Origin of the sequence: Bacteriovorax stolpii, assembly GCF_002872415.1 — a bacterium.
Lineage (GTDB): Bacteria > Bdellovibrionota > Bacteriovoracia > Bacteriovoracales > Bacteriovoracaceae > Bacteriovorax > Bacteriovorax stolpii.
Window position 1 is genome coordinate 3,660,433 of sequence record NZ_CP025704.1, and the last position, 24,271, is coordinate 3,684,703.

Annotated in this window: 22 protein-coding genes and 5 tRNA genes; 3 read left to right on the plus strand and 24 right to left on the minus strand. The window is 41.2% G+C overall.

Annotated elements, in window-relative coordinates:
* Positions 1 to 49 precede the first annotated feature (49 nt).
* From rpsG to C0V70_RS18225, 17 genes are all read right to left on the minus strand, one after another.
* Positions 50 to 520 (minus strand): 30S ribosomal protein S7, encoded by a 471-nt coding sequence (gene rpsG, locus C0V70_RS18145; protein WP_102245283.1) that lies wholly within the window; start codon positions 518 to 520, stop codon positions 50 to 52.
* Between the two features lie 101 nt (positions 521 to 621).
* Positions 622 to 996 carry a 30S ribosomal protein S12 gene (rpsL, locus tag C0V70_RS18150; RefSeq protein WP_102245284.1) on the minus strand — a complete coding sequence of 125 codons (375 nt, stop codon included), beginning with the start codon at positions 994 to 996 and terminating at the stop codon, positions 622 to 624.
* An 87-nt stretch (positions 997 to 1,083) separates the two neighbouring features.
* Positions 1,084 to 5,199, minus strand: a complete 4,116-nt coding sequence (gene rpoC, locus C0V70_RS18155; protein ID WP_102245285.1) for a DNA-directed RNA polymerase subunit beta' — start codon at positions 5,197 to 5,199, stop codon at positions 1,084 to 1,086.
* Between the two features lie 88 nt (positions 5,200 to 5,287).
* Complete coding sequence (gene rpoB, locus C0V70_RS18160; protein ID WP_102245286.1) at positions 5,288 to 9,415, minus strand: DNA-directed RNA polymerase subunit beta; 4,128 nt, start codon at positions 9,413 to 9,415, stop codon at positions 5,288 to 5,290.
* A 132-nt stretch (positions 9,416 to 9,547) separates the two neighbouring features.
* Positions 9,548 to 9,916 (minus strand): 50S ribosomal protein L7/L12, encoded by a 369-nt coding sequence (rplL, locus tag C0V70_RS18165; RefSeq protein WP_102245287.1) that lies wholly within the window; start codon positions 9,914 to 9,916, stop codon positions 9,548 to 9,550.
* A 39-nt stretch (positions 9,917 to 9,955) separates the two neighbouring features.
* On the minus strand, positions 9,956 to 10,456 hold the full coding sequence (gene rplJ, locus C0V70_RS18170; RefSeq protein WP_102245288.1) for a 50S ribosomal protein L10: 501 nt from the start codon (positions 10,454 to 10,456) through the stop codon (positions 9,956 to 9,958).
* A gap of 107 nt (positions 10,457 to 10,563) precedes the next feature.
* Positions 10,564 to 11,265, minus strand: a complete 702-nt coding sequence (rplA, locus tag C0V70_RS18175) for a 50S ribosomal protein L1 (RefSeq protein ID WP_102245289.1) — start codon at positions 11,263 to 11,265, stop codon at positions 10,564 to 10,566.
* A gap of 66 nt (positions 11,266 to 11,331) precedes the next feature.
* Positions 11,332 to 11,760, minus strand: a complete 429-nt coding sequence (rplK, locus tag C0V70_RS18180) for a 50S ribosomal protein L11 (RefSeq protein WP_102245290.1) — start codon at positions 11,758 to 11,760, stop codon at positions 11,332 to 11,334.
* Positions 11,761 to 11,792: 32 nt separating this feature from the next.
* Positions 11,793 to 12,374, minus strand: a complete 582-nt coding sequence (gene nusG / locus C0V70_RS18185) for a transcription termination/antitermination protein NusG (RefSeq protein WP_102245291.1) — start codon at positions 12,372 to 12,374, stop codon at positions 11,793 to 11,795.
* A gap of 24 nt (positions 12,375 to 12,398) precedes the next feature.
* Positions 12,399 to 12,785: a preprotein translocase subunit SecE gene (gene secE / locus C0V70_RS18190; protein WP_102245292.1), complete on the minus strand. Its 387-nt coding sequence runs from the start codon at positions 12,783 to 12,785 to the stop codon at positions 12,399 to 12,401.
* A 130-nt stretch (positions 12,786 to 12,915) separates the two neighbouring features.
* Positions 12,916 to 12,991, minus strand: a tRNA-Trp gene (locus C0V70_RS18195).
* 78 nt (positions 12,992 to 13,069) lie between these two features.
* Positions 13,070 to 14,260, minus strand: a complete 1,191-nt coding sequence (gene tuf, locus C0V70_RS18200; RefSeq protein ID WP_102245281.1) for an elongation factor Tu — start codon at positions 14,258 to 14,260, stop codon at positions 13,070 to 13,072.
* A gap of 122 nt (positions 14,261 to 14,382) precedes the next feature.
* A tRNA-Thr gene (locus C0V70_RS18205) sits at positions 14,383 to 14,457 on the minus strand.
* Positions 14,458 to 14,506: 49 nt separating this feature from the next.
* A tRNA-Gly gene (locus C0V70_RS18210) sits at positions 14,507 to 14,582 on the minus strand.
* A gap of 22 nt (positions 14,583 to 14,604) precedes the next feature.
* Positions 14,605 to 14,690, minus strand: a tRNA-Tyr gene (locus C0V70_RS18215).
* A gap of 30 nt (positions 14,691 to 14,720) precedes the next feature.
* Positions 14,721 to 14,796: transfer RNA gene (locus tag C0V70_RS18220), tRNA-Thr, on the minus strand.
* A gap of 84 nt (positions 14,797 to 14,880) precedes the next feature.
* On the minus strand, positions 14,881 to 15,645 hold the full coding sequence (locus C0V70_RS18225) for a TrmH family RNA methyltransferase (RefSeq protein ID WP_102245293.1): 765 nt from the start codon (positions 15,643 to 15,645) through the stop codon (positions 14,881 to 14,883).
* A gap of 143 nt (positions 15,646 to 15,788) precedes the next feature.
* Between C0V70_RS18225 and C0V70_RS18230 the strand changes: the two genes are divergently transcribed.
* The gene (locus tag C0V70_RS18230; RefSeq protein ID WP_102245294.1) at positions 15,789 to 16,649 is read left to right on the plus strand and encodes a DUF3592 domain-containing protein; all 861 of its coding nucleotides are present in this window, start codon (positions 15,789 to 15,791) and stop codon (positions 16,647 to 16,649) included.
* Here C0V70_RS18230 and C0V70_RS18235 read toward each other — a convergent pair.
* From C0V70_RS18235 to C0V70_RS18245, 3 genes are all read right to left on the minus strand, one after another.
* The gene (locus C0V70_RS18235) at positions 16,630 to 18,348 is read right to left on the minus strand and encodes a proline--tRNA ligase (protein ID WP_102245295.1); all 1,719 of its coding nucleotides are present in this window, start codon (positions 18,346 to 18,348) and stop codon (positions 16,630 to 16,632) included. The two genes, C0V70_RS18230 and C0V70_RS18235, sit on opposite strands and share 20 nt — an antisense overlap.
* A gap of 52 nt (positions 18,349 to 18,400) precedes the next feature.
* Positions 18,401 to 19,321, minus strand: a complete 921-nt coding sequence (gene lpxC, locus C0V70_RS18240; protein ID WP_102245296.1) for a UDP-3-O-acyl-N-acetylglucosamine deacetylase — start codon at positions 19,319 to 19,321, stop codon at positions 18,401 to 18,403.
* Positions 19,322 to 19,625: 304 nt separating this feature from the next.
* A complete protein-coding gene (locus tag C0V70_RS18245; protein ID WP_133566655.1) occupies positions 19,626 to 20,210 on the minus strand; it encodes a ClpP family protease in 585 nt (194 codons plus the stop codon).
* A gap of 174 nt (positions 20,211 to 20,384) precedes the next feature.
* On the opposite strand from C0V70_RS18245, the gene C0V70_RS18250 reads away from it, so the two are divergent.
* Positions 20,385 to 21,407, plus strand: coding sequence for a hypothetical protein (locus C0V70_RS18250; protein WP_102245298.1), 1,023 nt, complete (start codon positions 20,385 to 20,387; stop codon positions 21,405 to 21,407).
* Positions 21,408 to 21,416: 9 nt separating this feature from the next.
* Complete coding sequence (locus tag C0V70_RS18255; protein ID WP_102245299.1) at positions 21,417 to 21,860, plus strand: hotdog fold thioesterase; 444 nt, start codon at positions 21,417 to 21,419, stop codon at positions 21,858 to 21,860.
* Here the strand turns inward: C0V70_RS18255 and ruvB are convergent.
* The 4 genes from ruvB to C0V70_RS19110 are packed head-to-tail and all read right to left on the minus strand — an operon-like array spanning position 21,857 to position 24,208.
* A complete protein-coding gene (gene ruvB, locus C0V70_RS18260) occupies positions 21,857 to 22,873 on the minus strand; it encodes a Holliday junction branch migration DNA helicase RuvB (RefSeq protein ID WP_102245300.1) in 1,017 nt (338 codons plus the stop codon). The two genes, C0V70_RS18255 and ruvB, sit on opposite strands and share 4 nt — an antisense overlap.
* A 2-nt stretch (positions 22,874 to 22,875) precedes the next feature.
* The gene (gene ruvA, locus C0V70_RS18265) at positions 22,876 to 23,541 is read right to left on the minus strand and encodes a Holliday junction branch migration protein RuvA (protein ID WP_102245301.1); all 666 of its coding nucleotides are present in this window, start codon (positions 23,539 to 23,541) and stop codon (positions 22,876 to 22,878) included.
* Positions 23,538 to 24,038, minus strand: a complete 501-nt coding sequence (gene ruvC / locus C0V70_RS18270) for a crossover junction endodeoxyribonuclease RuvC (RefSeq protein WP_102245302.1) — start codon at positions 24,036 to 24,038, stop codon at positions 23,538 to 23,540. The genes ruvA and ruvC overlap by 4 nt, the downstream gene beginning before the upstream one ends.
* Complete coding sequence (locus tag C0V70_RS19110) at positions 24,035 to 24,208, minus strand: hypothetical protein (protein ID WP_158649747.1); 174 nt, start codon at positions 24,206 to 24,208, stop codon at positions 24,035 to 24,037. The genes ruvC and C0V70_RS19110 overlap by 4 nt, the downstream gene beginning before the upstream one ends.
* Between the last annotated feature and the right edge of the window lie 63 nt (positions 24,209 to 24,271).

The following is a 24,271-nucleotide window of genomic DNA, read 5'->3' on the forward strand; positions in this document are numbered from 1 at the left end:
AAAAAGCTCCCCTTTCGGGGAGCTCCTGATTTATGCAAAAATTAAATTACTACCATTTAAGGTGAGCGAAAGCCTTGTTAGCTTCTGCCATTTTGTAAACGTCTTCACGTTTCTTAACAGATCCACCACGGTTTTGAGAAGCATCGATGATTTCATCAGCAAGCTTCTGAACCATAGTCTTACCACTTCTAGCTGAAGAATATTCTTTTAACCAACGAAGTGCTAGTGATTGACGACGAGCTGGACGAACTTCAACTGGGATTTGGTAAGTAGCACCACCGATACGGCGAGACTTTACTTCTACAGCTGGCTTAATGTTCGATAGAGCTTTTTTGAAAACTTTTAGAGGCTCTTCGCCTGTTTTTTCTTGAACTACTTCAAGAGCTCCGTAGAAGATTTTTTCTGCTACAGATTTTTTACCACCGATCATAAGTGTGTTCATGAACTTTGTGATAACGATGTCTTGGTAAACTGGATCAGGAAGTACTTCTCTGACGTCCGCTTTTCTTTTTCTACTCATTTGATACTCCTCTTCACTTCTTTCTTTCGAAAAAAATTACTCTCCCCAGCCCGAGTAAACAGAAAGGGGAGTGTGTTATTTAAAATTACTTATGTAATTTATTATTTCTTAGGTCTTTTCGCGCCGTACTTAGAACGACCTTGGCGTCTCTTATCAACACCAGTCGCATCTAGAGCTCCACGGATAGTATGGTAACGAACCCCTGGAAGATCTTTTACTCTTCCTCCACGGATTAGAACGATACTGTGCTCTTGAAGGTTGTGACCTTCTCCACCGATATATGAAGTTACTTCAAATCCTGAAGTAAGCTTTACTCTACATACCTTTCTCATAGCTGAGTTTGGCTTCTTTGGAGTCGTTGTATAAACTCTCACGCAAACTCCACGTCTTTGAGGACATGATTTTAAAGCTGGCGATTTAGTTTTCGAGTACTTATCCTCGCGACCCTTTCTGATTAACTGATTAATTGTAGGCATAATCCAACTGCTCCCTTAAGTTCCCACTTCTGCAAAAATACTAGCCATTTTTCTTACCAGAAGAAAATGGCTAGTTCAAGTTTATTTTTAAAATGATAATGAAGCTGCTGACGATACTTCGTCTTCGCTCATTACGGCCTCATAGTTTCTATATCTTGGAATACCCGACCCTGCTGGAATTAGGCGTCCCATAATAACGTTTTCTTTCAATCCACGAAGAGCATCAGATTTTCCTTCAAGCGCAGCTTGAGTAAGAACCTTTGTCGTTTCCTGGAAAGAAGCTGCAGAGATAAATGACTCTGTCGTTAAAGATGCTTTTGTGATCCCTAGTAGAAGCGGTGCCGCTTCTGCTGGTTTCTCGCCTGCAGCAATAAGTCTTTCATTTACTTCATCAAGCTCACCGCGAGTTACTGAATCCCCAGTTACGTAAGTAGAGTCACCAGCGTTAGTGATTTCAACTTTCTTTAACATTTGAGAAGCAATGACCTCAATGTGTTTATCATCGATCTTAACCCCTTGTAGGCGGTAAACTTCTTGGATTTCGTCAACAATGTAACGAGCAAGAGCTTTAACCCCAAGTACACGTAAAATATCGTGTGGGTTAGATGGTCCATCCATGATTGGTTCCCCTGCACGGATATAGTCACCTTCGTTAACAACTACGTAACGTCCTTTTGGAACTACGTATGTCATTGGATCTGATCCGTCTTCTGGACGAACGATGATTCTTCTGTTTCCTCTTAACTCAGTACCAAACTCAATTGTTCCTGAGATGTCAGAGATTTGAGCAGCGTTTTGTGGTTTACGTGCTTCGAAAAGTTCAGCAACGCGCGGAAGACCTCCGGTAATATCCTTAGTCTTCGTTGTTTCACGTTGAACTTTTGAAACCGCTGTACCTGCATCAACCTTGTCACCTTCAGATACGATGATCGAAGCTCCGACTTGTAGACGGTAAGCTGCGTATCTCTTCGTTCCTGGAACAAGAATTGGAGAACCGTTATCATCAACAATCACGATACGTGGTTGAAGAGATGGGTTTTTAGATTCTGTTACAACTCTGTGAGATAGACCTGTAACCGCATCCACTTGCTCGTTAACTGTAGATCCAACAATTAGATCTTCGTATTTAACTGTCCCTGATACTTCAGTAAGAACTGGAATAGCGAATGGATCCCATTCAAGTACTCTATCCCCTACCGAAACTTCCTGACCTTGTTTGAAGAAAATTTTCGATCCGTAAACTACTGGGTATCTTTCCTTCTCAACTCCGCGAGCGTCTTTTACAACAAGCTCTCCGTTTTTGTTCATAACGATAGTAACACCTTCGTTATTAACAACAGAAACTACGTTTTCAAGGTGGATAACACCGGCCGTACGAACTTCAGTTTTGTTTACTTGAGCACCTGCAGTTGCAGTTCCCCCAACGTGGAAAGTTCTCATCGTAAGCTGTGTACCTGGCTCCCCGATTGACTGAGCAGCAATTACACCAACTGTTTCACCGATTGAAACTAACTTTCCGCGAGCAAGGTCGCGACCAAAACAGTATGCACAGAAGCCGTGTCTCTCTTTACAAGTTAGAACTGATCTAACTTTAATCTGATCGACTTCTTGTTCTTTAAGAACTTTTAGGTCTTTTTCAGTCAGCATGTAGTTTCTTGGGAAAACTTCAGTTCCTGAGCCAGACATAATCGCTTGAGCAGTTACACGGCCCATTGCTCTTTCAGCAACGTGCTCAACAACTTCTCCAGCTTCGATTCTTGATGTAAGCGTGATTCCGTCAGTTGCGTTACAGTCAACGTTTCTGATGATCCCGTCTTGAGCTACGTCAACTAGACGACGAGTCAGGTACCCTGAGTTCGCAGTCTTTAGAGCTGTATCGGCTAGACCTTTACGAGCACCGTGAGTAGATGTGAAGTATTCAAGTACTGATAGACCTTCACGGAAGTTAGAAGTAATTGGCGTCTCGATGATCTCTCCAGATGGCTTCGCCATTAGACCTCTCATCCCTCCAAGCTGTCTGATCTGCTGAGTAGAACCTCTGGCTCCAGAGTTCGCCATCATGTATAGAGAGTTGAATGATGGAGCATTCATAGTCTCTTTACCATCTTCAGACGTGAAAGTTTGAGTCGAAATACGCTCGATAACTACTTTTGTAAGGCGCTCGTTTGTTTGTGCCCAAACGTCGACGATTTTGTTGTAACGTTCACCATCAGTAATAGAACCTTCGTTATATTCTTCAGTGATTTTTGAAACTTCTTTATGAGCTTCAGCTAGAATTCCCGCTTTTTCAGCTGGAATTGTCATGTCGTTAACGTTGATCGAGATACCCGCTTTTGTCGCGTACTCGTATCCAAGTCTCATGATAGCGTCAGCTAGCATAACTGTATCTTTCTCTGTACCAACACGGTAAGCGTGGTCAATCAGCTTCCCTAGTTCTTTTTTACCAAGGATCTGGTTGATGTCAGTGTACTTAAGACACTTAGGTACCGCGTCCCATACGAACGTACGACCAACAGTTGTCTCAATCATTTGCCCGTCGATACGAACTTTAATTGGCGCTTGAAGGTGAAGGTTACCTGAGTGGTAAGCGAACTGTGCTTCTTCCTTAGACGCGAATACTTTGTTGTATCCACGAGCGTAAGGTCTAATTCTTGTCATGTAGTAAAGGCCAAGAACGATATCCTGAGAAGGAACAACGATTGGTGTTCCGTCTTTTGGAGAAAGAATGTTGTTTGTAGACATAGCTAGAATACGACATTCGATCTGAGCTTCAATCGATAGAGGAACGTGAACGGCCATCTGGTCACCGTCGAAGTCAGCGTTGAACGCTGTACATACTAGAGGGTGAAGTTGGATCGCTTTACCTTCGATAAGGATTGGCTCGAATGCCTGGATACCAAGTCTGTGTAGAGTTGGTGCACGGTTAAGTAGTACCGGGTGCTCTTGTACAGCTTCTTCCAGGATATCCCAAACTTCTTGCTTTTGTTGGTCAACCATCTTCTTAGCTACTTTAATAGTAGTACAGTGACCTTTTTCAATTAGTTTGTTGTAAATGAACGGTTTGAAAAGTTCCAGGGCCATAAGCTTTGGAAGACCACACTGGTGCAGTCTTAGGCTTGGACCTACTACGATTACCGAACGTCCAGAGTAGTCAACACGCTTACCAAGTAGGTTTTGACGGAAACGTCCTTGCTTACCTTTTAGCATGTCAGATAGTGATCTTAGAGGACGCTTGTTAGCTCCTGTGAACACTTTACCACGACGACCGTTATCAAATAGAGCATCTACTGCTTCTTGAAGCATTCTCTTTTCGTTACGGATGATGATTTCTGGAGCGTTAAGCTCTTTTAGTCTTCTTAGACGGTTATTTCTGTTGATTACACGACGGTAAAGATCGTTAAGATCTGAAGTTGCAAAACGTCCTGCTTCAAGAGGAACTAGAGGACGAAGATCTGGTGGTAGAACTGGAATAACATCCATCATGAACCATTCAGGCTTGTTCTCAGACTTTAAGATTGATTCAACAACTTTAAGTCTCTTGATAACTTTAGCGCGGGCCATTTCTGTTGTGGCTGCTGCTAGGGCACGACGAAGTTCTTTGTTCGTAATGTCCATATCGATTTTTCTAAGAAGTTCTTTAATCGTCTGTCCACCCATACCAGCTTCAAACTCGATTCCTTGTTCTTTTAGCTCTTGGTATTGTTGTTCAGAAATTACGCGACCAACTTCAAGACCACCGTCAACATTGTCAGTAGCTGAAGAAGTTACAACGTATGCTTCATAGTAAAGAACTCTTTCAAGTTCTTTTAAAGTAAGGTCAAGAAGAGCTCCCAAACGAGATGGAAGTGATCTTAGGAACCAAATGTGAGCTACTGGAGCTGCTAGTTCAATGTGACCTTGTCTTTCACGTCTAACTTTCGAAAGAGTTACTTCAACACCACACTTCTCGCACACTACTCCTCTGTGCTTCATTCTCTTGTATTTTCCACAAATACATTCGTAATCTTTGATTGGTCCAAAGATTTTTGCACAGAAAAGACCATCTCTCTCTGGCTTGAAAGTACGATAGTTAATTGTCTCTGGTTTCTTTACTTCACCAAAAGACCATTCTCTGATTGTATCTGGAGACGCCATTCTGATCGAAACAGCTTCTACGCTGATTGGATCTTTCGGCTTATCAAAAAAGTTTAACAAGTCTTTCATTTTATGTTCCTTGTACGATTTAAATTTTTATCTAGTATCCGCTTACCAAAACCAGTGCGGGATTTTATTCATCCCGCACTCCAAACACTTAGTTAAAAGTGCTTTCTTCTTCTGTGTTCTCTTCTAGTTTAATGTCTAGACATAGAGCTTGAAGCTCTCTGATTAGAACGTTAAACGACTCAGGTAATCCTGGTTCAAGAACCTGCTCACCTTTTACGATCGATTCATACATTCTTGTACGTCCGATAACGTCATCAGATTTTACAGTTAAGAATTCTTGTAACGTGTAAGCAGCTCCGTATGCTTCAAGTGCCCAAACTTCCATCTCTCCAAGACGTTGCCCCCCGAACTGAGCCTTACCACCAAGTGGCTGCTGAGTTACTAGAGAGTATGGTCCAGTAGAACGAGCGTGGATCTTTTCATCAACAAGGTGGTGAAGTTTTAACATGTACATCGCACCAACTGTTACGTCTTCCGAGAATACGTCACCAGTTTTTCCGTCGAATAATGTTGTCTTCCCTGATCTATCAAGGTCACCAAGTTCAAGCATATCTTTGATATCTTCTTCAGAAGCACCATCGAATACACTTGTAGAGAAACGAACACCTGTTGAAAGTTGTTCAGCTACTTCAATAACTCTTTCGTCAGAAGCTGATTTTAACCAAGCTTCTACTTCTTTAGTTTTGTAGATTTTAAAGATGAAATCTTTCAGCTCATTAACTTTTGCTTTTTCTTCCATCATCGTCTTAATTTTTTCACCAAGACCACGTCCTGCCCATCCAAGGTGTAGCTCAAGAAGCTGACCGATGTTCATACGTGAAGGTACCCCTAGTGGGTTAAGAACGATTTCAACTGGAGTTCCATCTGCAAGGTATGGCATATCTTCTGCGGTAACAACATTAGAGATAACCCCTTTGTTTCCGTGACGGCCGGCCATTTTATCACCAGGCTGAAGCTTTCTCTTAATCGCTACGTAAACCATTACCTTCTTGATTACTCCAGGAGGTAACTCGTCACCTTTGTGTAGTTTCGCGATTTCATCGTTAGCTTTTTGACGAACTCTAGTGATTCTGTTTCTTACGTCAGCGAAGTACTCAGAAAGTTTTTCTTCAAGAGCAGCTTCTAGAGGTAAGTAACCGATTAGTTCGAAAGGAATTGAAGCCAGGATTTCACCTGTAACAGCTACACCTTTTCCAAGAAGTTCAGTTGTCCCGTCTTCTGAGATAAGTTTATCTGTCGTCTTCGCCCCTTTGAACATTTCAGCGATCTTTTGGATTGCTGATGTTTGGATAGCTTTAATCTCGATTCTTTCGTCACGACGGATTAGTGTCGTTTCGTGGTCGATGATTTCTTTTGAACGAGCGTCCAGTTCAACACCTTCGCGAGTGTAAACTTTAGCGTCGATTACAGTTCCGCGAACTGATGAAGGTACGCGAAGTGATGTATCTTTTACGTCCCCAGCTTTATCCCCGAAGATAGCTTTAAGAAGTTTTTCTTCTGGAGAAAGTTGAGACTCACCTTTTGGAGTGATCTTACCAACAAGGATATCCCCTGGCTTAATGATCGCACCAACGCGAATAATACCAGCTTCATCAAGGTCTTTTAGGGCCTCTTCAGAAACGTTTGGAATATCGCGAGTGATTTCTTCTTTACCTAATTTTGTATCACGAGCTTCGATTTCAAAGCTTTCGATGTGAACAGATGTAAACACGTCTCTTGCAAGAATGTTTTCGTTGATTAGGATCGAGTCCTCGTAGTTATATCCACCCCATGGCATGAACGCTACTAGAACGTTTTGTCCAAGGGCAAGGTCTCCCAGCTGAGTAGCTGGACCGTCAGCAATAACCATTCCTTTTAGAACCTTGTCCCCTTCTTTAACTAGGGCTTTTTGGTTGTTACAAGTATTTTGGTTAGTACGTTGGTATTTTGTAAGTTTATAAACGTCTACTCCAGACTCACCTTCAGAGAAGTTATCTCTTTGGATAACGATTCTGTTAGAGTCAACGAAGATTACACGTCCACCTTCTTTTGCATAAACGATTGCACCAGAGTCACGAGCGATAATTTGCTCAACACCAGTACCAACAATAGGAGCATCAGTTCTAACAACTGGTACTGCCTGTCTCATCATGTTCGATCCCATTAGCGCACGGTTGGCATCGTCGTGCTCAAGGAATGGAATAAGTGATGTAGCAATCGAGATCATCTGAGTTGGAGAAACGTCCATTAACTGAACTTCGTTTGCACCTACTACAGTAAAGTCACCAGCTGAACGAGCAGCGATAGCATCACCAACGATTTTTTTACCGTCAACGTACTTAGCTTCAAGCTGAGCAATAACTTTTCCTTCTTCTTCGAAAGCCGAGAAGTATTTTGGAGCTGAAATCGTTCTGTCTTCGTTTACTACTTGGTATGGAGTTTCAATGAAACCATACTCAGAAACGCGAGCGTATGTAGCAAGAGATGTGATTAGACCGATGTTTGGTCCTTCCGGTGTTTCTACCGGACACATTCTTCCGTAGTGAGTAGGGTGTACGTCACGTACTTCGAAACCAGCGCGCTCACGAGTTAGACCCCCTGGCCCAAGAGCTGAAAGTCTTCTCTTGTGAGTTACTTCAGAAAGTGGGTTTGTTTGATCCATGAACTGAGAAAGCTGAGAAGAACCGAAAAATTCTTTTACAGCAGCAGCTACTGGTTTTTGGTTAACTAGATCGTATGGCATCATTGTTTCAATTTCTTGAATTGCCATTCTTTCTTTAACCGCTCTTTCCATTCTTACTAGACCAACTCTGAATTGGTTTTCTAGTAGTTCACCTACAGCTCTTACACGACGGTTACCAAGGTGATCGATATCATCGACTTTCCCTTTACCGTTGTTAAGTTCTACCAGGTATTGAACAGTAGTTAGGATATCTCTTCTTGTAAGAACTGTTTCTTCTACTGGAATGTTCATTCCGAATTTGTAGTTGATTTTCATACGACCAACTTTCGACAGGTCATATTTTTCTTTATTGAAGAAAAGGTTTTCAAAAAGTTGAGACGCAGCTTCAACCGTTGGAGGTTCACCTGGTCTTAATCTTTCGAAAATTTTAATTAGAGCATCTTCTTTCGTTTCTGTTTTATCGATAAGAAGAGTGTTTCTGATTTGGTCCCCGAAGTTGATCATGTCGATGTAAAGAACATTAACTTCTTTTACACCAGCTTTAACTAAATCGTGGATTTTTGCTTCAGAAAGAGCTTCGTTAGCAAGACAGATTACTTCACCTGTTTTTTCGTTGAAGATATCTTCTGCTAATACTTTACCAACAACTTCTTCAAGCTCAGCTGGAAGTTCAGTGATTTTTGAATCTTCCATCTTCTTTACAGAAGCTTTTGTATATTTTTTACCTTTTTTAACAATCGCGTTTCCTGATTTATCAAGAATGTCAGCGTTTGCTCTTGTCCCAACAAGTAGGTTGAAGTCTAGTTTTCTAGAGTATGAACCATCTTTGTTGAATGAGATTGTTTCCATCTGGTAGAACTCTTTTAGAAGTTCAGATGTAGAGTATCCCATCGCCTTAAGAACTACAGAAGCGTGAAGCTTTCTCTTTCTATCGATACGAGCGAATAGAATGTTCTTGTGGTCGAATTCGAAATCTAGCCAAGAACCTCTGTGAGGAATGATTCTTGCTGAATATAGAAGTTTTCCAGAAGAGTGTTTTTTTCCGTTGTCGTGTTCGAAAATGATCCCTGGAGATCTGTGTAGCTGAGATACGATTACTCTCTCAGTTCCGTTGTAAACAAATGACCCTGTTTCGGCCATTAGTGGAATGTTTCCTAGGTAAACTTCTTGTTCTTTTACCGAAGAAACAGTTCTTTGCTCAGCTCCGTCTCTGTCAACGCTTACGTCGAAGAAAACAAGGCGAACAACTACTTTAAGAGGAGCTTCGTATGAAAGACCTCTTTGACGGCATTCTTTTACTGTATATTTAGGTTCTTCTAGAGAGTATGAAACGAACTCTAGAGAAACAGTTTTGTTAAAGTCGTAAATTGGAAAAACTGACTTGAAAACTTGTTGAAGACCAAGGTCAATTCTCTTTGCAGGTGGAACGTCTTTTTGAAGAAAATCTTCGTAAGAGTTTACCTGTAACTTCATTAATGGCGGGGTATCTAATACTGCTGGAGTATTTGAAAAGGTCTTGCGAAACCATTCGTTAGGTGAAAAAACCTGAGTCATCGCGCTCTCCTCGTATAAGAGATAATTCTTAGAATAATTTATAAAAAGCTAAAAACACAAAAAGGCGTGAAAGAGATTCCTCTCTTTCACACCTTATTTTTAAAAAATCTATTTTAAACTAAAGCAATCAAATTACTTAAGTTCAACCTTAGCTCCAGCACCTTCAAGAGTTTTCTTGATTGCTTCAGCGTCAGCTTTTGAAAGACCTTCTTTAACAGTCTTTGGAGCACCTTCAACTAGATCTTTAGCTTCTTTTAGACCAAGACCAGTGATTGTACGGATTTCTTTAATTACGTTAATTTTCTTGTCTCCACCGTCAGCTAGAACAACTGTGAATTCAGTTTGTTCTTCAACTGCAGCAGCTGGACCAGCAGCACCAGCAACAGCAACAGGAGCTGCTGATACACCGAATTTTGTTTCTAGTTCTTTTACTAGGTTAGCTAGGTCAAGAACTGACATTTTAGAGATGTGCTCGATTAGTTGTTCATTAGTTACGCTCATATAAGTCTCCTATAAAATAAAAATTTAAAAAAATTGTAATTAAGCTAGTTCGCCTTTTTCTTTCTTCTCTTGGATAGCAAATAGTACTCTAGCAAAAGCAGAAACTGGTGCTAAGAACGTCGCAAGAAGAGTACCAAGCATTTGGTCTCTTGAAGGAAGGTCCGCAAGTTGTTTTACTTGAGCTTTAGAAAGCATTTGTCCATCAAGTACTCCACCTTTAAGATCCACAAGCTCTAAACTAGCTCCTGCTTCCTTTAAAGATTTTGCTACTGCAGCTGGGTCTTCGAACGCAAACGCAAGAGCGTGTGGTCCATGAAGATCAGCAACTAGAGCTTCAACAGGTGTCCCTGCTGCAGCTTTTTTGAAAAGCGTGTTTCTTGTAACAACCATTTTTCCGTTGTTATCGCGAACTGCTTTTCTTACGCTAACGGCATCATTTGATGTAATACCGATTAGGTTTGTAAGAAAGATTGCTTTAGCACGACCAATATCTGTTTTCAGATCTTGGATGATTGCATCTTTCTCCGAACGGTTAAGCATAAATCCTCCTATTAATATTTGGAGGGAGATTTGGGCAGGCTTTACAGTTAAACTTGGGTTAGAAATTTAACAGACCGACTTTCATCAATCCCTACAGTAAACTTTAATTAAACAGCGTTAAACGCTTCTACAGTGTCAATCTTGATCCCTGGCCCCATAGTTGTACTAAGAGTTAGAGATTTAATGTATGTTCCTTTCGCTGAAGCTGGCTTAGCTTTTACGATTGCAGTAAGAACTGCCGCGTAGTTAGCCTTAAGTTGCTCAACAGTGAAAGAAGATTTCCCGATTGGAATATGAACGATACCTGTTTTCTCAGTTCTGTACTCAACTTTACCTGCTTTTTGCTCTTTTACAGCTCCAGCGATATCAGTTGTAACAGTTCCAAGTTTTGGGTTTGGCATTAAACCACGTGGCCCAAGAAGACGAGCAACTTTACCAAGCTTACTCATCATGTCTGGAGATGCGATTACGCGGTCGAAATCTAGCCATCCACCTGCGATTTTTGTGATGATATCATCTCCACCTGCGAAGTCTGCACCAGCAGCTGTAGCTTCATCAACTTTTGACCCTGAAGTGATCGCAACAACAGTTACAGACTTACCTGTACCTGATGGAAGAGCTAGAGCTCCTCTGATCATTTGATCAGCGTGACGTGGGTCAACCCCTAGTCTGAACGCTAGATCAACTGTTTCATCGAATTTTGCTGATTTTGCTTCTTTAGCTAGCTTAATAGCTTCGTCAGATGAATAGACTTTAGTTCTATCGATCTTCTTTGCGGCTTCTGCGTAACGCTTTCCCGGCTTTTGCATAGTATTCTCCTGTGGTCAAACGACTGTGAAGTCTCCCACCCTATTTCCCGTAATTGGGATTTTTAATTAGTAATCTAGTTTTAGACCCATTGAACGGATTGATCCTTCGATCGTTCTCATTCCTGCTTCTTTTGTTCCAGCAGTTAAGTCAACTTTCTTAGCTTCAACGATTTCTTCAACCGTCTTCTTTGGAACTTTTTTAGCCATAACTTCTGAACCTGGCTTTTGAGCTCCTCTTTCCAGTTTTAACTTATCTTTTAGAAGGTAAGTTGCTGGAGGAGTTTTTGTAACGAATGTAAACGATCTGTCAGAGTAAACTGTAATGATCGTTGGAAGAACAACACCGTTTTGTTGTTGAGTTTTTGCGTTGAAAGCCTTGCAAAACTCCATGATATTTACACCTTTTTGACCAAGAGCTGGTCCAATTGGTGGAGATGGGTTCGCTTTACCACCTGCGATTTGTAATTTAATGAAACCTGTTACTTTCTTAGCCATATAAACTCCTGCTTATCCCAACAAATGCTTTATTATGAAATTTTCTCAACCTGAGTGAAGTCTAACTCTACTGGAGTCGGACGACCAAAGATTGAAACGTTAACTTTAATCTTACCTTTATCGCTTACTGCTTCGATTGTTCCTACGAAGTTAGCAAACGGCCCTTCAATAACCTTAACAGACTCGCCTTCAGCAAAATTAACAGACGTACGTGGCTTTTTGAACCCGTCTTCCATTTGAGAAGTCATGTACGCAGCTTCCTCTTCTGTGATTGGAGCTGGCTTATCTAACGTTCCCCCAACAAAACCAGTGATTTTGTCAGTGCTTTTAACAAGGTGCCAAGTCTTATCATTCATGATCATCTTAATCAAGACGTAACCTGGAAAAAACTTCTTCTTGATGGTCTTCTTCTTCCCGTTAGCAGTTGTTACTACTGTTTCTTCAGGAACAAGGATCTCAGCGAAAAGATCAGTCATTTTATAGTTAACGATTCTCTCTTTAAGAGATTTTGTTACTTTGTTTTCTTGTCCAGTCTGAGCCTTAGCAATGTACCATTTGAAATCTGGTGTATCGCCCTTAGCTAGCTCAACCGTATCGTGATTTGTTTCAGCCATAATTTTAGTTACCAATAGATGTTATTAATAAAGGAACTCTAATACTTTTTTGAAGATGAAATCTACAGATGTGAAGATTGCAGCAACAACAACAAGAGCGATCGCAATCCCTACTGTCATTTTCACTGTGGCATCTTTCGACGGCCATACAACTTTCACAAGTTCATTATAAACTTCTTGTAAGTATGTTGATGTTTCATTGTTTTTTAGGATGTAAATGAATGTCCCTAGACCAGTAACAAAACCAAGTCCTTGAGCTACAACACTGTAGTTAGAAATTTTTGTTTCTAAATCAAACCAGTCACCAAGTTGTCCTACGAATTTATAGACAACAAATCCTGCTAATGCTGATGCAATTACAACTAGAGCTGTAATCCATTTTCTTGAGTCTTCGCTCTTAATGATCGACATAGTTAACCTTTCTTTGGGATAAAAAAATTAGAGTCTAATAGATATGCAAGAAAAAACCCGATTTGTCTAGCGAGATTTGAAAGAATTCGGCGCGTTGCGGCCTGTTGGCCAAAGCGACGGTTAGAAAATGTGGCGGGTGCAGTAGGATTCGAACCTACAACCAAGTGATTTGGAATCACCTACTCTACCATTGGAGCTATACACCCATTGAGAAAATTACTTTGAGATAAAAGCGGGCCGAATTTCTTCGGCCCGCTTTGTAAACTTTGTGAGTTTAGTTAGAACTAGTCGTTAATTTCAGCAACAGTTCCGGCACCAATCGTACGTCCACCTTCACGGATCGCGAAACGAAGTGACTTTTCCATAGCGATCTTAGAAATAAGCTCTACTTTGAAAGTTGTGTTGTCACCTGGCATTACCATTTCTACACCTGGGTTCAGTTCAATTGACCCAGTTACGTCTGTTGTTCTGAAGTAGAACTGTGGACGGTATCCTTTGAAGATTGGAGTGTGACGTCCACCTTCTTCTTTTGTAAGAATATAAACTTCACCTACGAACTTAGCGTGTGGAGTTACTGACCCTGGCTTAACAAGACACTGGCCGCGCTCGATATCTTCTCTCTTCGTTCCACGAAGAAGTAGACCCGCGTTGTCCCCTGCTTGACCTTGGTCTAGAAGCTTACGGAACATTTCGATTCCTGTTACAGTTGTCTTTTGAAGATCACGGATACCAACGATTTCGATCTCGTCGTTAACTTTAATGATCCCTCTTTCAATACGTCCAGTTACTACCGTTCCACGTCCAGAGATTGAGAAAACGTCCTCTACTGGCATTAGGAATGGCTTATCAACATCACGTTGAGGAGCTGGAATGTATGAATCTACTGCGTTCATTAGTTCGATGATCTTGTTTTCACCGATTTCTGGGTTACGTCCTTCTACTGCTGCTAGAGCTGATCCAGCTACGAAAGGAATCGCGTCCCCTGGGAAGTTATAAGAAGAAAGTAGCTCTCTCATTTCCATCTCTACAAGTTGTAGAAGTTCTGGATCGTCTACCATGTCTACTTTGTTAAGGAATACTACTAGAGCTGGTACCCCTACCTGACGAGCAAGAAGGATGTGCTCTCTCGTTTGTGGCATTGGTCCGTCCGCTGCTGAACAAACAAGGATACCACCGTCCATCTGAGCTGCACCTGTAATCATGTTCTTTACATAGTCAGCGTGACCTGGACAGTCTACGTGAGCGTAGTGACGAGTTGCTGTTTCGTATTCTACGTGAGCAGTGTTAATTGTAATACCACGTGCTTTTTCTTCTGGTGCTGAATCGATATCTGCGTATGACTTAGCTGCTCCACCGTGGTGTTTTGCCATTGTCATTGTAATTGCTGCTGTTAGTGTCGTCTTACCATGGTCTACGTGACCAATAGTTCCGATGTTAACGTGAGGTTTGTTACGGTCAAATTTTTCCTTAGCCATCTGGTCTCTCCTTCTTCATTTATTCTCTAAAAGAATTAATTTTTTTATATGGAATTATAACGGGTTCTAAATTAAGTCAACAGTATGCCTGTGAAGCCCCCCTCTGACAAGAGGAAAAAAAGTGGAGCTCCCGATGGGAATTGAACCCATGACCTCTCCCTTACCAAGGGAGTGCTCTACCACTGAGCCACGAGAGCAAAATCGTTAAGTATTATGTAAATAAATTATTAAAGATTGGGTAGAGAATGGAGCGGGCGACAAGATTCGAACTTGCGACATCCACCTTGGAAGGGTGGCGCTCTACCAACTGAGCTACGCCCGCATAGATAACACTGGTTAGAAAGTGGTGGAGAGAGAAGGATTCGAACCTTCGAAGGTATAAACCGACAGATTTACAGTCTGTTGCCTTTGGCCGCTCGGCAATCTCTCCTCATTTTCCAGCTCTCACTTAAGATAAAGATGGAGCTGACTATAGGAATCGAACCTACGACCGTCGGTTTACAAAACCGATGCTCTACCAACTGAGCTAAGTCAGCCTACAGTATCTAACCGCTATGCTAGGGGTATTTTATAAACGATGGTGTTTTTAAAGGCAATCTTTTTTTTAAAAAAAATTGTCGTTAAACTGCTCCAAAAATTTTTTCCATCGCAATTGCTGCAGCGACTGATACGTTGAGAGATTTGATTTTCCCTGCGGGTTTAAAGGCAATTGTCGTATCAACCACTCTGCTAACAGCATGTGACATACCCACATCTTCTGCGCCCAAAACTAAACAAATTGGTTTTGAATGATCCATTTCGCCCAAAGTTCCTGAAGCGTGTTCAGATAAACCGATGCAAGTTGCACCCAATTCTTTAATTTTTGTAATTGTTTTTGGAAGGGCCGAACAACGGACAATTTTCACGTGCTCAGTTGCTCCAGAGGCAATACGAGAAAATCCTGGCCCAAGACCAAAGTTCCCCTTAGCCGAAATTAAAATTGCGTCTACGCCGTAAAAAGCAGCTGTTCTCATGATGGCCGCGCCGTTGTGGGCGTCAGTCACCTGATCAAGAGCTAAAATCTTAATTGGGATGCGACTCTCCAACTGATTGTAGATCCAAGTTGGCTCATAAATATTAATCGGACTTACCAACATAAAAATCCCACTTGGGACACGTTGGAATTCAAGATCAAGGTCGCGGTAGTTTTTCTTTGCTTCTTCTTGAAGTGCGTGGCCTTCAAGCCATCTTACTTTGTTAAGTGGGATTTCATGATCGCGAAGACCACTGCGCTTTTTAAATTCCTGGAAGCCTTCGTCCGTTGTGACGATTTCGAAAATTTGTCTTTCCGGGTTTCTAATAGCTTCGGCAATACTGTGAATGCCAATGATCATGTCGTGGTCCATACTCTGTCCTGAAAATGTAGAATCTCTAAGAATGAACACTTTTTATAAGAGGATGACCACAAAAGCAACTTTAGAAGCCCTGGGGCTTTTATAAATCCCGGACCTTGTTAGAATATAAGTAAGTTTTACAGGGAAAGGTGGATATGTTGGTTTTGATGATCATTGCCGCGGTCTTTTTTTATTTTGCTCTTGGAGCGCTCTTCATTCACTGGGCCTACAGCAAATCTGGGAAAGTGTATCCTGGCAAAGTCATTGCCCTTCACCGCAAACAAAATTCCCCAAGGACTCACCCAAATGGATACCACGGTTTTTATTATTGTCCGGTCGTTGAATATAAGTTCAGCGATAAAGAGAAAGTCATTTTCATTGGCGGCGGAAACGCTGAGATTAAACACACGATTGGACAGAAAGTAGATGTGTTGGTCCTCAATGGATGTAGAGAAAATGTCATTTTAAGAGACAACACTTATCTTATTTTCGGTTTGGTATTTCTCCTTTTTGCCATTTTGGATTTTGCAATTTATATCAAATTCACTTCATTTACTTTTGGCCTTATCAGCTCAGTTATTATTTTTGGTATTCTGCCCTCTGCTCTTTATCTCTTTCTTCGTTTCAAATCTCAATACAGCCTTAAGGCCTTGCTAAAAAACAGCAACCTGGTCACGATGGAGCAGTTAAAAACGATGAATATTATCTGGCAGGCAAGCGAAGCCGGCTCCCTTAAAGAACGTTCATTTAAAACTGGAATGATGGTCTGCCAGGTTTTTATGTTTATTTGCCTGGCCGGATTTTTTATGACCTGGAAAGGCCTTTCTCCTGAAAGTGTATTTAGCGCTAAATTATTTTTGACTGGCAAGATGGCCTGGAATGACCTGCAAAATTCGACTCAAAGGGCACTGGTGATTTTAGGATGCATTCTCTATGCAGCCGCCATGCTGGTTTTCAGCATGGTTCGACTGAATAGAAAAAGAAAAAAGACTCAAATTACTTCAATAGATTCTTAAGTGTAGAAATCAGTTCATCGCGCTTAACTTTCGTTACAGTTCCAGTTTTGCGCTCGATGATTTCCAGCTCGCCAGAAGCTCCAAAGTCCCTTTCTCCGAGAACTACACGATACGGTAATCCCAGAAGGTCGGCGTCTTTGAATTTGTTACCTGGGCCTACGTTTCTGTCGTCGTAGACAACATCGATTCCCGCTTTTTTCATATCGGCGTAGATTTCGTCTGCGATTTTAGCAAATTCCTCAGCCTTCACAATTGTTGCGAAATATACATCGTATGGTGCGATTGATTTTGGCCAGATGATCCCGTTAGCATCGTGGTTTTGCTCGATAGCTGCGGCCACAACTCTCGTTACACCAATTCCATAACAACCCATAAGTGGAGTCACTAGTTTTCCGTTTTGGTCCAGAACCCCTACCTTCATGTCTTTTGTGTACTTGTCACCAAGTTGGAAAACGTGACCAACTTCGATCCCACGTTTTTCAACAACAGTGTGTTTTCCATCCAGAGTTAAATCTCCCGCTTTTGAAAGGCGAAGATCAGCCTGGATGATTTTTTTCATATCGCGTTTTGGGTTGAACCCCATAACGTGAGCGTCTTTTTTATTTGCTCCGATGGTGTATGAAGCATCTAAGTTAACAGCATTATCGAAAATAATTTCCAGTTGCCCCTCAAGACCAAATGGCCCAATGTAACCTTTCCATAGTTTTGCTTTTTTAAGCTCGTCTTCAGAAGAAGCTGCAAGGTGATCACACTTTAAGAAGTTTTGTAGTTTAATTTCGTTAACTGAATCGTCTCCAATCATCATCGCTAGAATCATTTTTGATTCATTACCGGTTGTCGCTGTATAAACCATCGACTTTAAGCTTTGAGCTGCTGTCTGACCTAAAAGAGCACAAACGGCTTCAATCGTTTCAGTTTTCACTGTCTCTACTTCTTTCATTGGAACAACGTTCATATCGTACGTTGTTGGAGCTCTTTTCGTTTGGGCCTTTTCAATGTTCGCGGCGTATTTCGCTTCAGCTGAGTAGATAATTAGGTCTTCGCCTGAGTTGGCTACAACCTGGAACTCGTGTGTTTTAGAATCAGATGAGGCCATCGCTCCACCGTCTGCTTCAACAGGGATAAATTCCAGCCCTAAACGCGTAAAGATCGCAGTGTAGGCATCGTAAAGCGCCTGGTACCCCACATCTAAGCTCGCCTTATCCAAGTGGAATGAGTAAGCGTCTTTCATAGTGAATTCGCGACCTCTCATAAGACCAAAACGTGGTCTGATTTCATCGCGGAATTTTGTGTTGATTTGATAAAGTGTAACTGGCAATTGTTTATAAGACTTAATCGTCTTTCTAAAGATGTCTGTTACAGCTTCTTCGTTTGTTGGAGAGATACAAAGATCAGCATCTTTTTTATCTTTAAAACGAAGCATTAGACCTCCCATCTTGTCCCAGCGTCCTGTTTCCTGCCACAACTCTCCTGGAGTCACGACAGACATGGTGATTTCAAAGCACCCGATCTTATCTAATTCCTCACGGATGATGTTCTCTACTTTTCTAATCGAGCGAAGCCCCATTGGTAGGTAGTTATAAAGACCTGACCCAGCTTTGTGGATAAGTCCTGTTCTAATCATAAGTTGGTGAGAAGCAATCTCAGCGTCAGCTGGAACTTCTTTATACGTCTGCCAAAAACCAGTAGATAGTTTCATAAAGATCCTTTTCGGTGAAATAAATTAAATTGATGTTACTACAAAGTCGCTACTATTGAAATGATGGTTGTAGCGCTCTGGGGAGTGAGAATGCTTCTACTGTCTCGCGTTCTAATGATGCGGCAGAAACAATCTCATAAGCAGATGGAGTAGCTAGAAGTTTTCTGCACAGAAGATTGTGAACATGGTGACCTGATTTATAAGTCGTCACTTTGCCAGCAATTTCATAACCCATAAGGGCAATATCCCCTACAGTATCAAGAATTTTGTGGCGTACGAATTCATCCTGGAAGCGAAGGCCTTCAGGGTTAACAACTTTATAATCGTCGAGAACGACTGCGTTATCAAGAGATCCACCCTTGATCAGTCCCTTTCTCTTTAATGCGTCTACGTCTTTTACGAAACCGAATGTGCGGGCACGGCCGATTTCATTGATGTAGTTTTCGCATGAGAATTCGAAAACTTTGTTTTGAGTTTTAATTGTCGGGTGAGCAAATACGATTGTTGAATCAATCACCAGTTTAGATGATGGTTCTATCTCAGCCCACTTGTCATCAAACTCAACACGTACTTTTTCTAGTACGACTAAGAATTTTTTTGATTTATTTAAAGTCGCGATCCCTGTTTCCTTCAGAAGGAAAACAAAAGATGCTCCCGAACCATCCATAATTGGAACTTCTGGTCCATCGATTTCACAGTAAACGTTTTCAATACCAAAACCATAAAGAGCAGAGAGTAAGTGCTCAACTGTGTGAACAGCATTAACTCCAGCACCAATAGTTGTATTATTTTCAGTTGCACCTACAGTTAAAGCATTTGCTTTTAAAACTGGGGCATCTTGAAGATCCACGCGCTTGAATTGAATACCAAAATCCGCCTCTGCTGGATGCATAGTTAGGGTTACCTTCTTTCCTGAGTGGATTCCGATACCTGTCACTGATAATTTTTTAGCAATCGTGCGTTGGTTAAGCATTCTGTTAATTACCTAATTCTTTAATAGTTACCATAATTTAATCGTCGCGTAATTTATTGGCAACTACAAACATATTATAAACTGTTAGGAGGGAGGACAGAAGAAATAAATCTTGCCGATGTGGTGTTACCCGAGTGCCTCGCTCTTATAATACCCCATTTAGCCTTTTTCAGAGGGAAAATCACCTAATTATGAAAAAATTCCTCAATAAATAAAGAGCATTTTTATCATATTATTTAGTGAAAAACCCTTTGTTTCCAAAGGGTTAATGGTCTATTTCATGTCTGACCTAACCAATTTAAATTTAAGGGGAAACTAACTTTTCAAGCTCGGCCCTTGAGGAGATCACTTTAGAAACTAGCCCCAAAGAGATGGCTTCTTCGGGAGAGACCCAGCGGTCGCGCTCCATCATCTCTTCGTAGCGCTCTTTAGGAATACCAGTTCGCTCAGAATAGAGAGCGTGCATTTTATGCTTTAAATCGATGATGTCTTTTGCGTGAATGGCGATATCTGAAGCAGGGCCAGTGATTGTTCCACCGATGAGTGGTTGATGCAGAAGGATTTTTGAACGTGGAAACATAAAGCGGTTTTCTTTTTCTGCGGCCAGTGAAATAACTGAGCCCATACTCGCGGCCATACCTGAAATAATGGTGATCACTTTTGGTTTGATAAATTGAATTGTGTCGTAAATTGAAAAGCCTGAATACACTTCGCCACCAGGTGAGTTGATCCACATGATAATTGGTGCCGCTGAGTTAGCTTTTTCTAAAGCTAAAAGTTCGCGGTTAATTCTTAAAGCGAGCTCGGCTTCAACAGGTCCGGTTAAAAAAACACTGCGAGATTCAAACGCAAAGAGATCAACTTTATTGGATAAGTTTTGTTCGCTCATAATTCTTCCTTGATTGAGTTTTAATGAGCGTAAAATAAAAAAAATAAAAAGAGAGTATGTAATTTTTACATGGTCGATTGCCAAAGAGTGCTTTTTCTTTCGGCAAAAAATGCCTTTAATCAGAAGGATGAGCCAGAGATGATTTTATAAAAAATCCTATTAAAATTAGTTAATATGAAGACATTTTTAACTGCAATATTCGTGAGTTTCTCTCTTGTTTTTTCAATGACGGAGTCTTTTGCTCAGTCAAATGAAGGACCGACGGTCTATATGATTAAAGGCAAGGAGTCTCTCGATAGCATCGCCAATAAGCTCGTCTCTCGCTACAAAGAAAAGTACGGCAAACGAATTGATGAGTTTAAAAAAGACCTAATGGTATGGAATCCACACATCACAACGTGGAATGAAATCCCACTTTTTAGCAATATTTATATCGAATACCCTTACCCGGTTTACGTCTCTCATCCGTATGCTGATAAACTTCAGGCAGAGAGAAATTACAACGTTCTTAACTCTGATGCCGAGACACCAATTGGAACAAATAAGTTCACCGTTTTTGCCATGTACACTGCTTCGGCCGGAGATTTTCAGGAACAACTAACAACCCAGGAAGGGAGTATCAAGAGCACACAAAACTCTCCTCTTTCTCTTGGTGTAGGAACAACTGTTTTTCTGGATAAAACCAATCGTATGATCAGCTCAAGTTTTTACTGGTCACAGCTGCGTGAATCAAAACTTAATGGAGATGGAGTTACTTCAAACAAACTAAAGACCAAAGATGAGATTGGCTATAACTTATATTACCAACAACTCACGCCTTGGGCCGGAATTTCTCTTTATGGTGGAATGGATTACGAACAGTTTTCTACTTTTAACACAACATCTTTCATCAATGGCGCGCCATTGGGAATGAATCAAAATAAGATCTATTATGGTACTATCGGTGCTGGAAAAACATTCTTTGTAGGCGATCAAAAAATATTAATTAAAGGCAGTTTTGCTCAATCAATTAAATCTGACACAACTTCAGAAAATACTATTGATAAATTCGAAGGACAGCGCCTATTATTGTTCGCAAGTATTAAGGGTGAAAGTCGTTTCACTTACCACATTCTCTACAAACGCCATATGCTTGAAGGTCCAACCAAATTAACCGTCAACCGCATTGGTGCCGGTATCGGGTTTGTGCTTTTTTAAGGAATCTTTATGGCTAAAATCTGGTTTCACGATGTCGATTTAGATCGCATGAATAAAATGAGTCAAAAAACTCTAGTCACTCATCTAGGGATTCAATTAACTAATATGACAGAAGACACTCTTGAGGGGACTATGCCTGTTGATGAACGCACGTTCCAACCAGCAAGACTTCTGCACGGTGGGGCCTCTTGTGTTCTTGCTGAAACATTGGGAAGTATCGCGGCCAATATGTGCATCGATACCAATGAAAAAATGGCCGTAGGTCAACACATTGAAGCCACTCACATCAGATCGGCGACAAAAGGTCACGTCCGTGGCGTTGCTAAAAATATTTACATGGGAAAAAGCACGCAAACTTGGCGCATTGAAATTTACAACGACGACAACAAACTTATCTGCGATTCAAAAATTATTATGGCAATCGTGAACAAGAGTTCTAAGACAACAGCTTAAAACCCTTTCATTTTTAAAAGATGATCGCGCGACTTTTGACTGATTTCTCTTCCGCGAGGAGTTCTCAGTAAAAAACCTTCTTTGAGAAGATAAGGTTCATATACGTCTTCAATCGTCGTGCGGTCTTCCGCGAGAGTCGCACACAGAGTTTCAATTCCGACAGGTCCACCTTTATAGTAATCTTCGATAACCTGAAGGATTTTTCTGTCCATGCGATCAAGTCCGTAAGAATCAATCTCCATCAAAGAAAGAGATTTAGTCACAGACTCTTCTGAAATTTTTGTTTCACCTTTAACTAAGGCGAAATCGCGAACTCGTCTGAGAATACGGTTAGCGATCCTTGGCGTTCCACGTGCGCAGGCCGCAATCAACTGCAGCGCTTTTTGCTCAAGAACGATATTGAGTTTTTTAGCGTTGTTTTCGACAATTTCAGCGAGCTCATGCTCGTTATAAAAGTCAAAATGCAAATGGGCCATGAAACGGTCGCGAAGCGGGTTTGATAAAAGACCCGATCGTGTTGTCGCTCCAATTAAAGTAAAAGGTGCCACCTGAATTTGCATTGTGCGCGCTGAAGGTCCCTGACCGATAACGATATCCAATCGGTAGTCTTCCATTGCTGAATAAAGTATTTCTTCCACTGAAATATGCATGCGATGGATCTCATCGATAAAGAGAACATCGCGAGGGCCAAGATTGGTTAAAATGGCCGCGAGGTCACCTTTTTTCTCAATCGCCGGGCCTGAAATCACGTGCAGTTCACTGCCAATAGATTTAGCAATGATCATAGCAAGAGATGTCTTCCCCAGTCCCGGAGGACCAGATAAAAGCGCGTGATCCATAGCTGAGTTTCTGATTTTAGCCGACTCAACCATAACGTCGATATTTTGCACGACTTTTTTCTGACCGACATATTCCGTGAAATCTGTAGGGCGAAGAAGCACTTCGTGCTTAAACTCCTCTGAATGAGATTCACTTCCTAGCATGCGGTTGTTTTCGTCGTTTTCAAAAATCATAATTATAATTCTTTAAGAACCAGGTGAATTAACTGCTCTGGTTTTGTAATTAAGTTTGCACCAAGAATTTTTTGGGCGATTGGAATGATCTTATCTTCTTTAAAGCCCAGTTCTTTACAGGCCATTAAAGTGTCATTCATGATTTCGTGCTGATTAATACTGCCAACTGAAACCACTTCTTCGATATAAGGAGTTTCTTCAATCGTTGTAAAATCAATTTTTGCAGATGGGGCCAGTCCACCTCTGACAACTTTTGTTGAATCGCTGTACATTTTTACGCGGTCGATTTTCCCAGCTAAATCCAGGACAATTTGCGCAGCCCCCTTAGTCCCAAGACCTGGAACTTTGGTTAATGTAGCTTTCGCTTCCAGATTAACTGCGTTGATAATTTCATTTACACCCAAATTTGAAATCAGGTTGTATGCCGACTTAGGGCCAATGCCTTTAACTGTTAAAAGCATTTCAAAAAGTTTTTTAGCGCGAAGAGAAGAAAAACCAAAAAGTGTTTCTGAGTCTTCTTTAATAATGTGGGCGATATAGACGGCCGCAGATGTTCCTTCAACTAAAACTTTGTTGTAGAAAACCTGGTATCCTACGCCACTAGTGGTCTGAATGATCGACTCATTCCCATCACTAAAAAGAACTTCCCCAGTTAAAAAACCAATCATAGTGATTTCCCCATAAGTTTCATTTTCATATTGCGATTAAGCGCATGGCACACGGCAATCGCCAGCGCATCCGATTCATCCGATGTTTTGAAAGTCATTTTTCCAAACATCATATTCATCGCCTTATCTACAGCATCTTTATCCGCGTGACCGTGACCGGTTACCGAAGACTTAACTGTATTTGGCGCATACTCGAAAATTTTTCCTTTGCGAGTGCGTGAAAACGCTGCCACCATCGCACCTCTTGCTTGCGCAAGTTTACTTAGGGCCTCGACACTTTTTACATAAATTAAGGCTTCAACCGAAACTTCATCCGGTTGATATTTTGTCATCAGCTCATCACAAGTCTGATAGATCATTCCCAAGCGGTCGATAAATTCATCGACATGGTCGTATTTGAGCACACCTGAGGCAATATAAGAAATCTTTTTTCCCTGAACGTCGATCAGCGCATATCCGGCCTTTCTTGATCCTGGGTCGATTCCAAGAATAATCACTTAGCACCTCTGCCTTTCACAAAAGTTCCGACATAGAACATAAGTGAGCCACCAATTAACTGGATAAGTTCAAGCTGACCGTAATCGCCCTTCGTCATCCCTGCAAAAAGACACAGCCCGACAGAGGCAAAACCAACTAACTGCATCCCAAGACCAATATAAAACAACATAAGAAATCCTCGTGAATTTTATCATACTTAAGGTTTTTTTCTTTGTAAAAATATCTCTAACTG

Coding starts and splice junctions, on each gene's coding strand:
- rpsG (WP_102245283.1), bottom strand. CDS start 520: ATGAGTAGAAAAAGAAAAGCGGACGTCAGAGAAGTACTTCCTGATCCA.
- rpsL (WP_102245284.1), bottom strand. CDS start 996: ATGCCTACAATTAATCAGTTAATCAGAAAGGGTCGCGAGGATAAGTAC.
- rpoC (WP_102245285.1), bottom strand. CDS start 5,199: ATGAAAGACTTGTTAAACTTTTTTGATAAGCCGAAAGATCCAATCAGC.
- rpoB (WP_102245286.1), bottom strand. CDS start 9,415: ATGACTCAGGTTTTTTCACCTAACGAATGGTTTCGCAAGACCTTTTCA.
- rplL (WP_102245287.1), bottom strand. CDS start 9,916: ATGAGCGTAACTAATGAACAACTAATCGAGCACATCTCTAAAATGTCA.
- rplJ (WP_102245288.1), bottom strand. CDS start 10,456: ATGCTTAACCGTTCGGAGAAAGATGCAATCATCCAAGATCTGAAAACA.
- rplA (WP_102245289.1), bottom strand. CDS start 11,265: ATGCAAAAGCCGGGAAAGCGTTACGCAGAAGCCGCAAAGAAGATCGAT.
- rplK (WP_102245290.1), bottom strand. CDS start 11,760: ATGGCTAAGAAAGTAACAGGTTTCATTAAATTACAAATCGCAGGTGGT.
- nusG (WP_102245291.1), bottom strand. CDS start 12,374: ATGGCTGAAACAAATCACGATACGGTTGAGCTAGCTAAGGGCGATACA.
- secE (WP_102245292.1), bottom strand. CDS start 12,785: ATGTCGATCATTAAGAGCGAAGACTCAAGAAAATGGATTACAGCTCTA.
- tuf (WP_102245281.1), bottom strand. CDS start 14,260: ATGGCTAAGGAAAAATTTGACCGTAACAAACCTCACGTTAACATCGGA.
- C0V70_RS18225 (WP_102245293.1), bottom strand. CDS start 15,645: ATGGACCACGACATGATCATTGGCATTCACAGTATTGCCGAAGCTATT.
- C0V70_RS18230 (WP_102245294.1), top strand. CDS start 15,789: ATGTTGGTTTTGATGATCATTGCCGCGGTCTTTTTTTATTTTGCTCTT.
- C0V70_RS18235 (WP_102245295.1), bottom strand. CDS start 18,348: ATGAAACTATCTACTGGTTTTTGGCAGACGTATAAAGAAGTTCCAGCT.
- lpxC (WP_102245296.1), bottom strand. CDS start 19,321: ATGCTTAACCAACGCACGATTGCTAAAAAATTATCAGTGACAGGTATC.
- C0V70_RS18245 (WP_133566655.1), bottom strand. CDS start 20,210: ATGAGCGAACAAAACTTATCCAATAAAGTTGATCTCTTTGCGTTTGAA.
- C0V70_RS18250 (WP_102245298.1), top strand. CDS start 20,385: ATGAAGACATTTTTAACTGCAATATTCGTGAGTTTCTCTCTTGTTTTT.
- C0V70_RS18255 (WP_102245299.1), top strand. CDS start 21,417: ATGGCTAAAATCTGGTTTCACGATGTCGATTTAGATCGCATGAATAAA.
- ruvB (WP_102245300.1), bottom strand. CDS start 22,873: ATGATTTTTGAAAACGACGAAAACAACCGCATGCTAGGAAGTGAATCT.
- ruvA (WP_102245301.1), bottom strand. CDS start 23,541: ATGATTGGTTTTTTAACTGGGGAAGTTCTTTTTAGTGATGGGAATGAG.
- C0V70_RS19110 (WP_158649747.1), bottom strand. CDS start 24,208: ATGTTGTTTTATATTGGTCTTGGGATGCAGTTAGTTGGTTTTGCCTCT.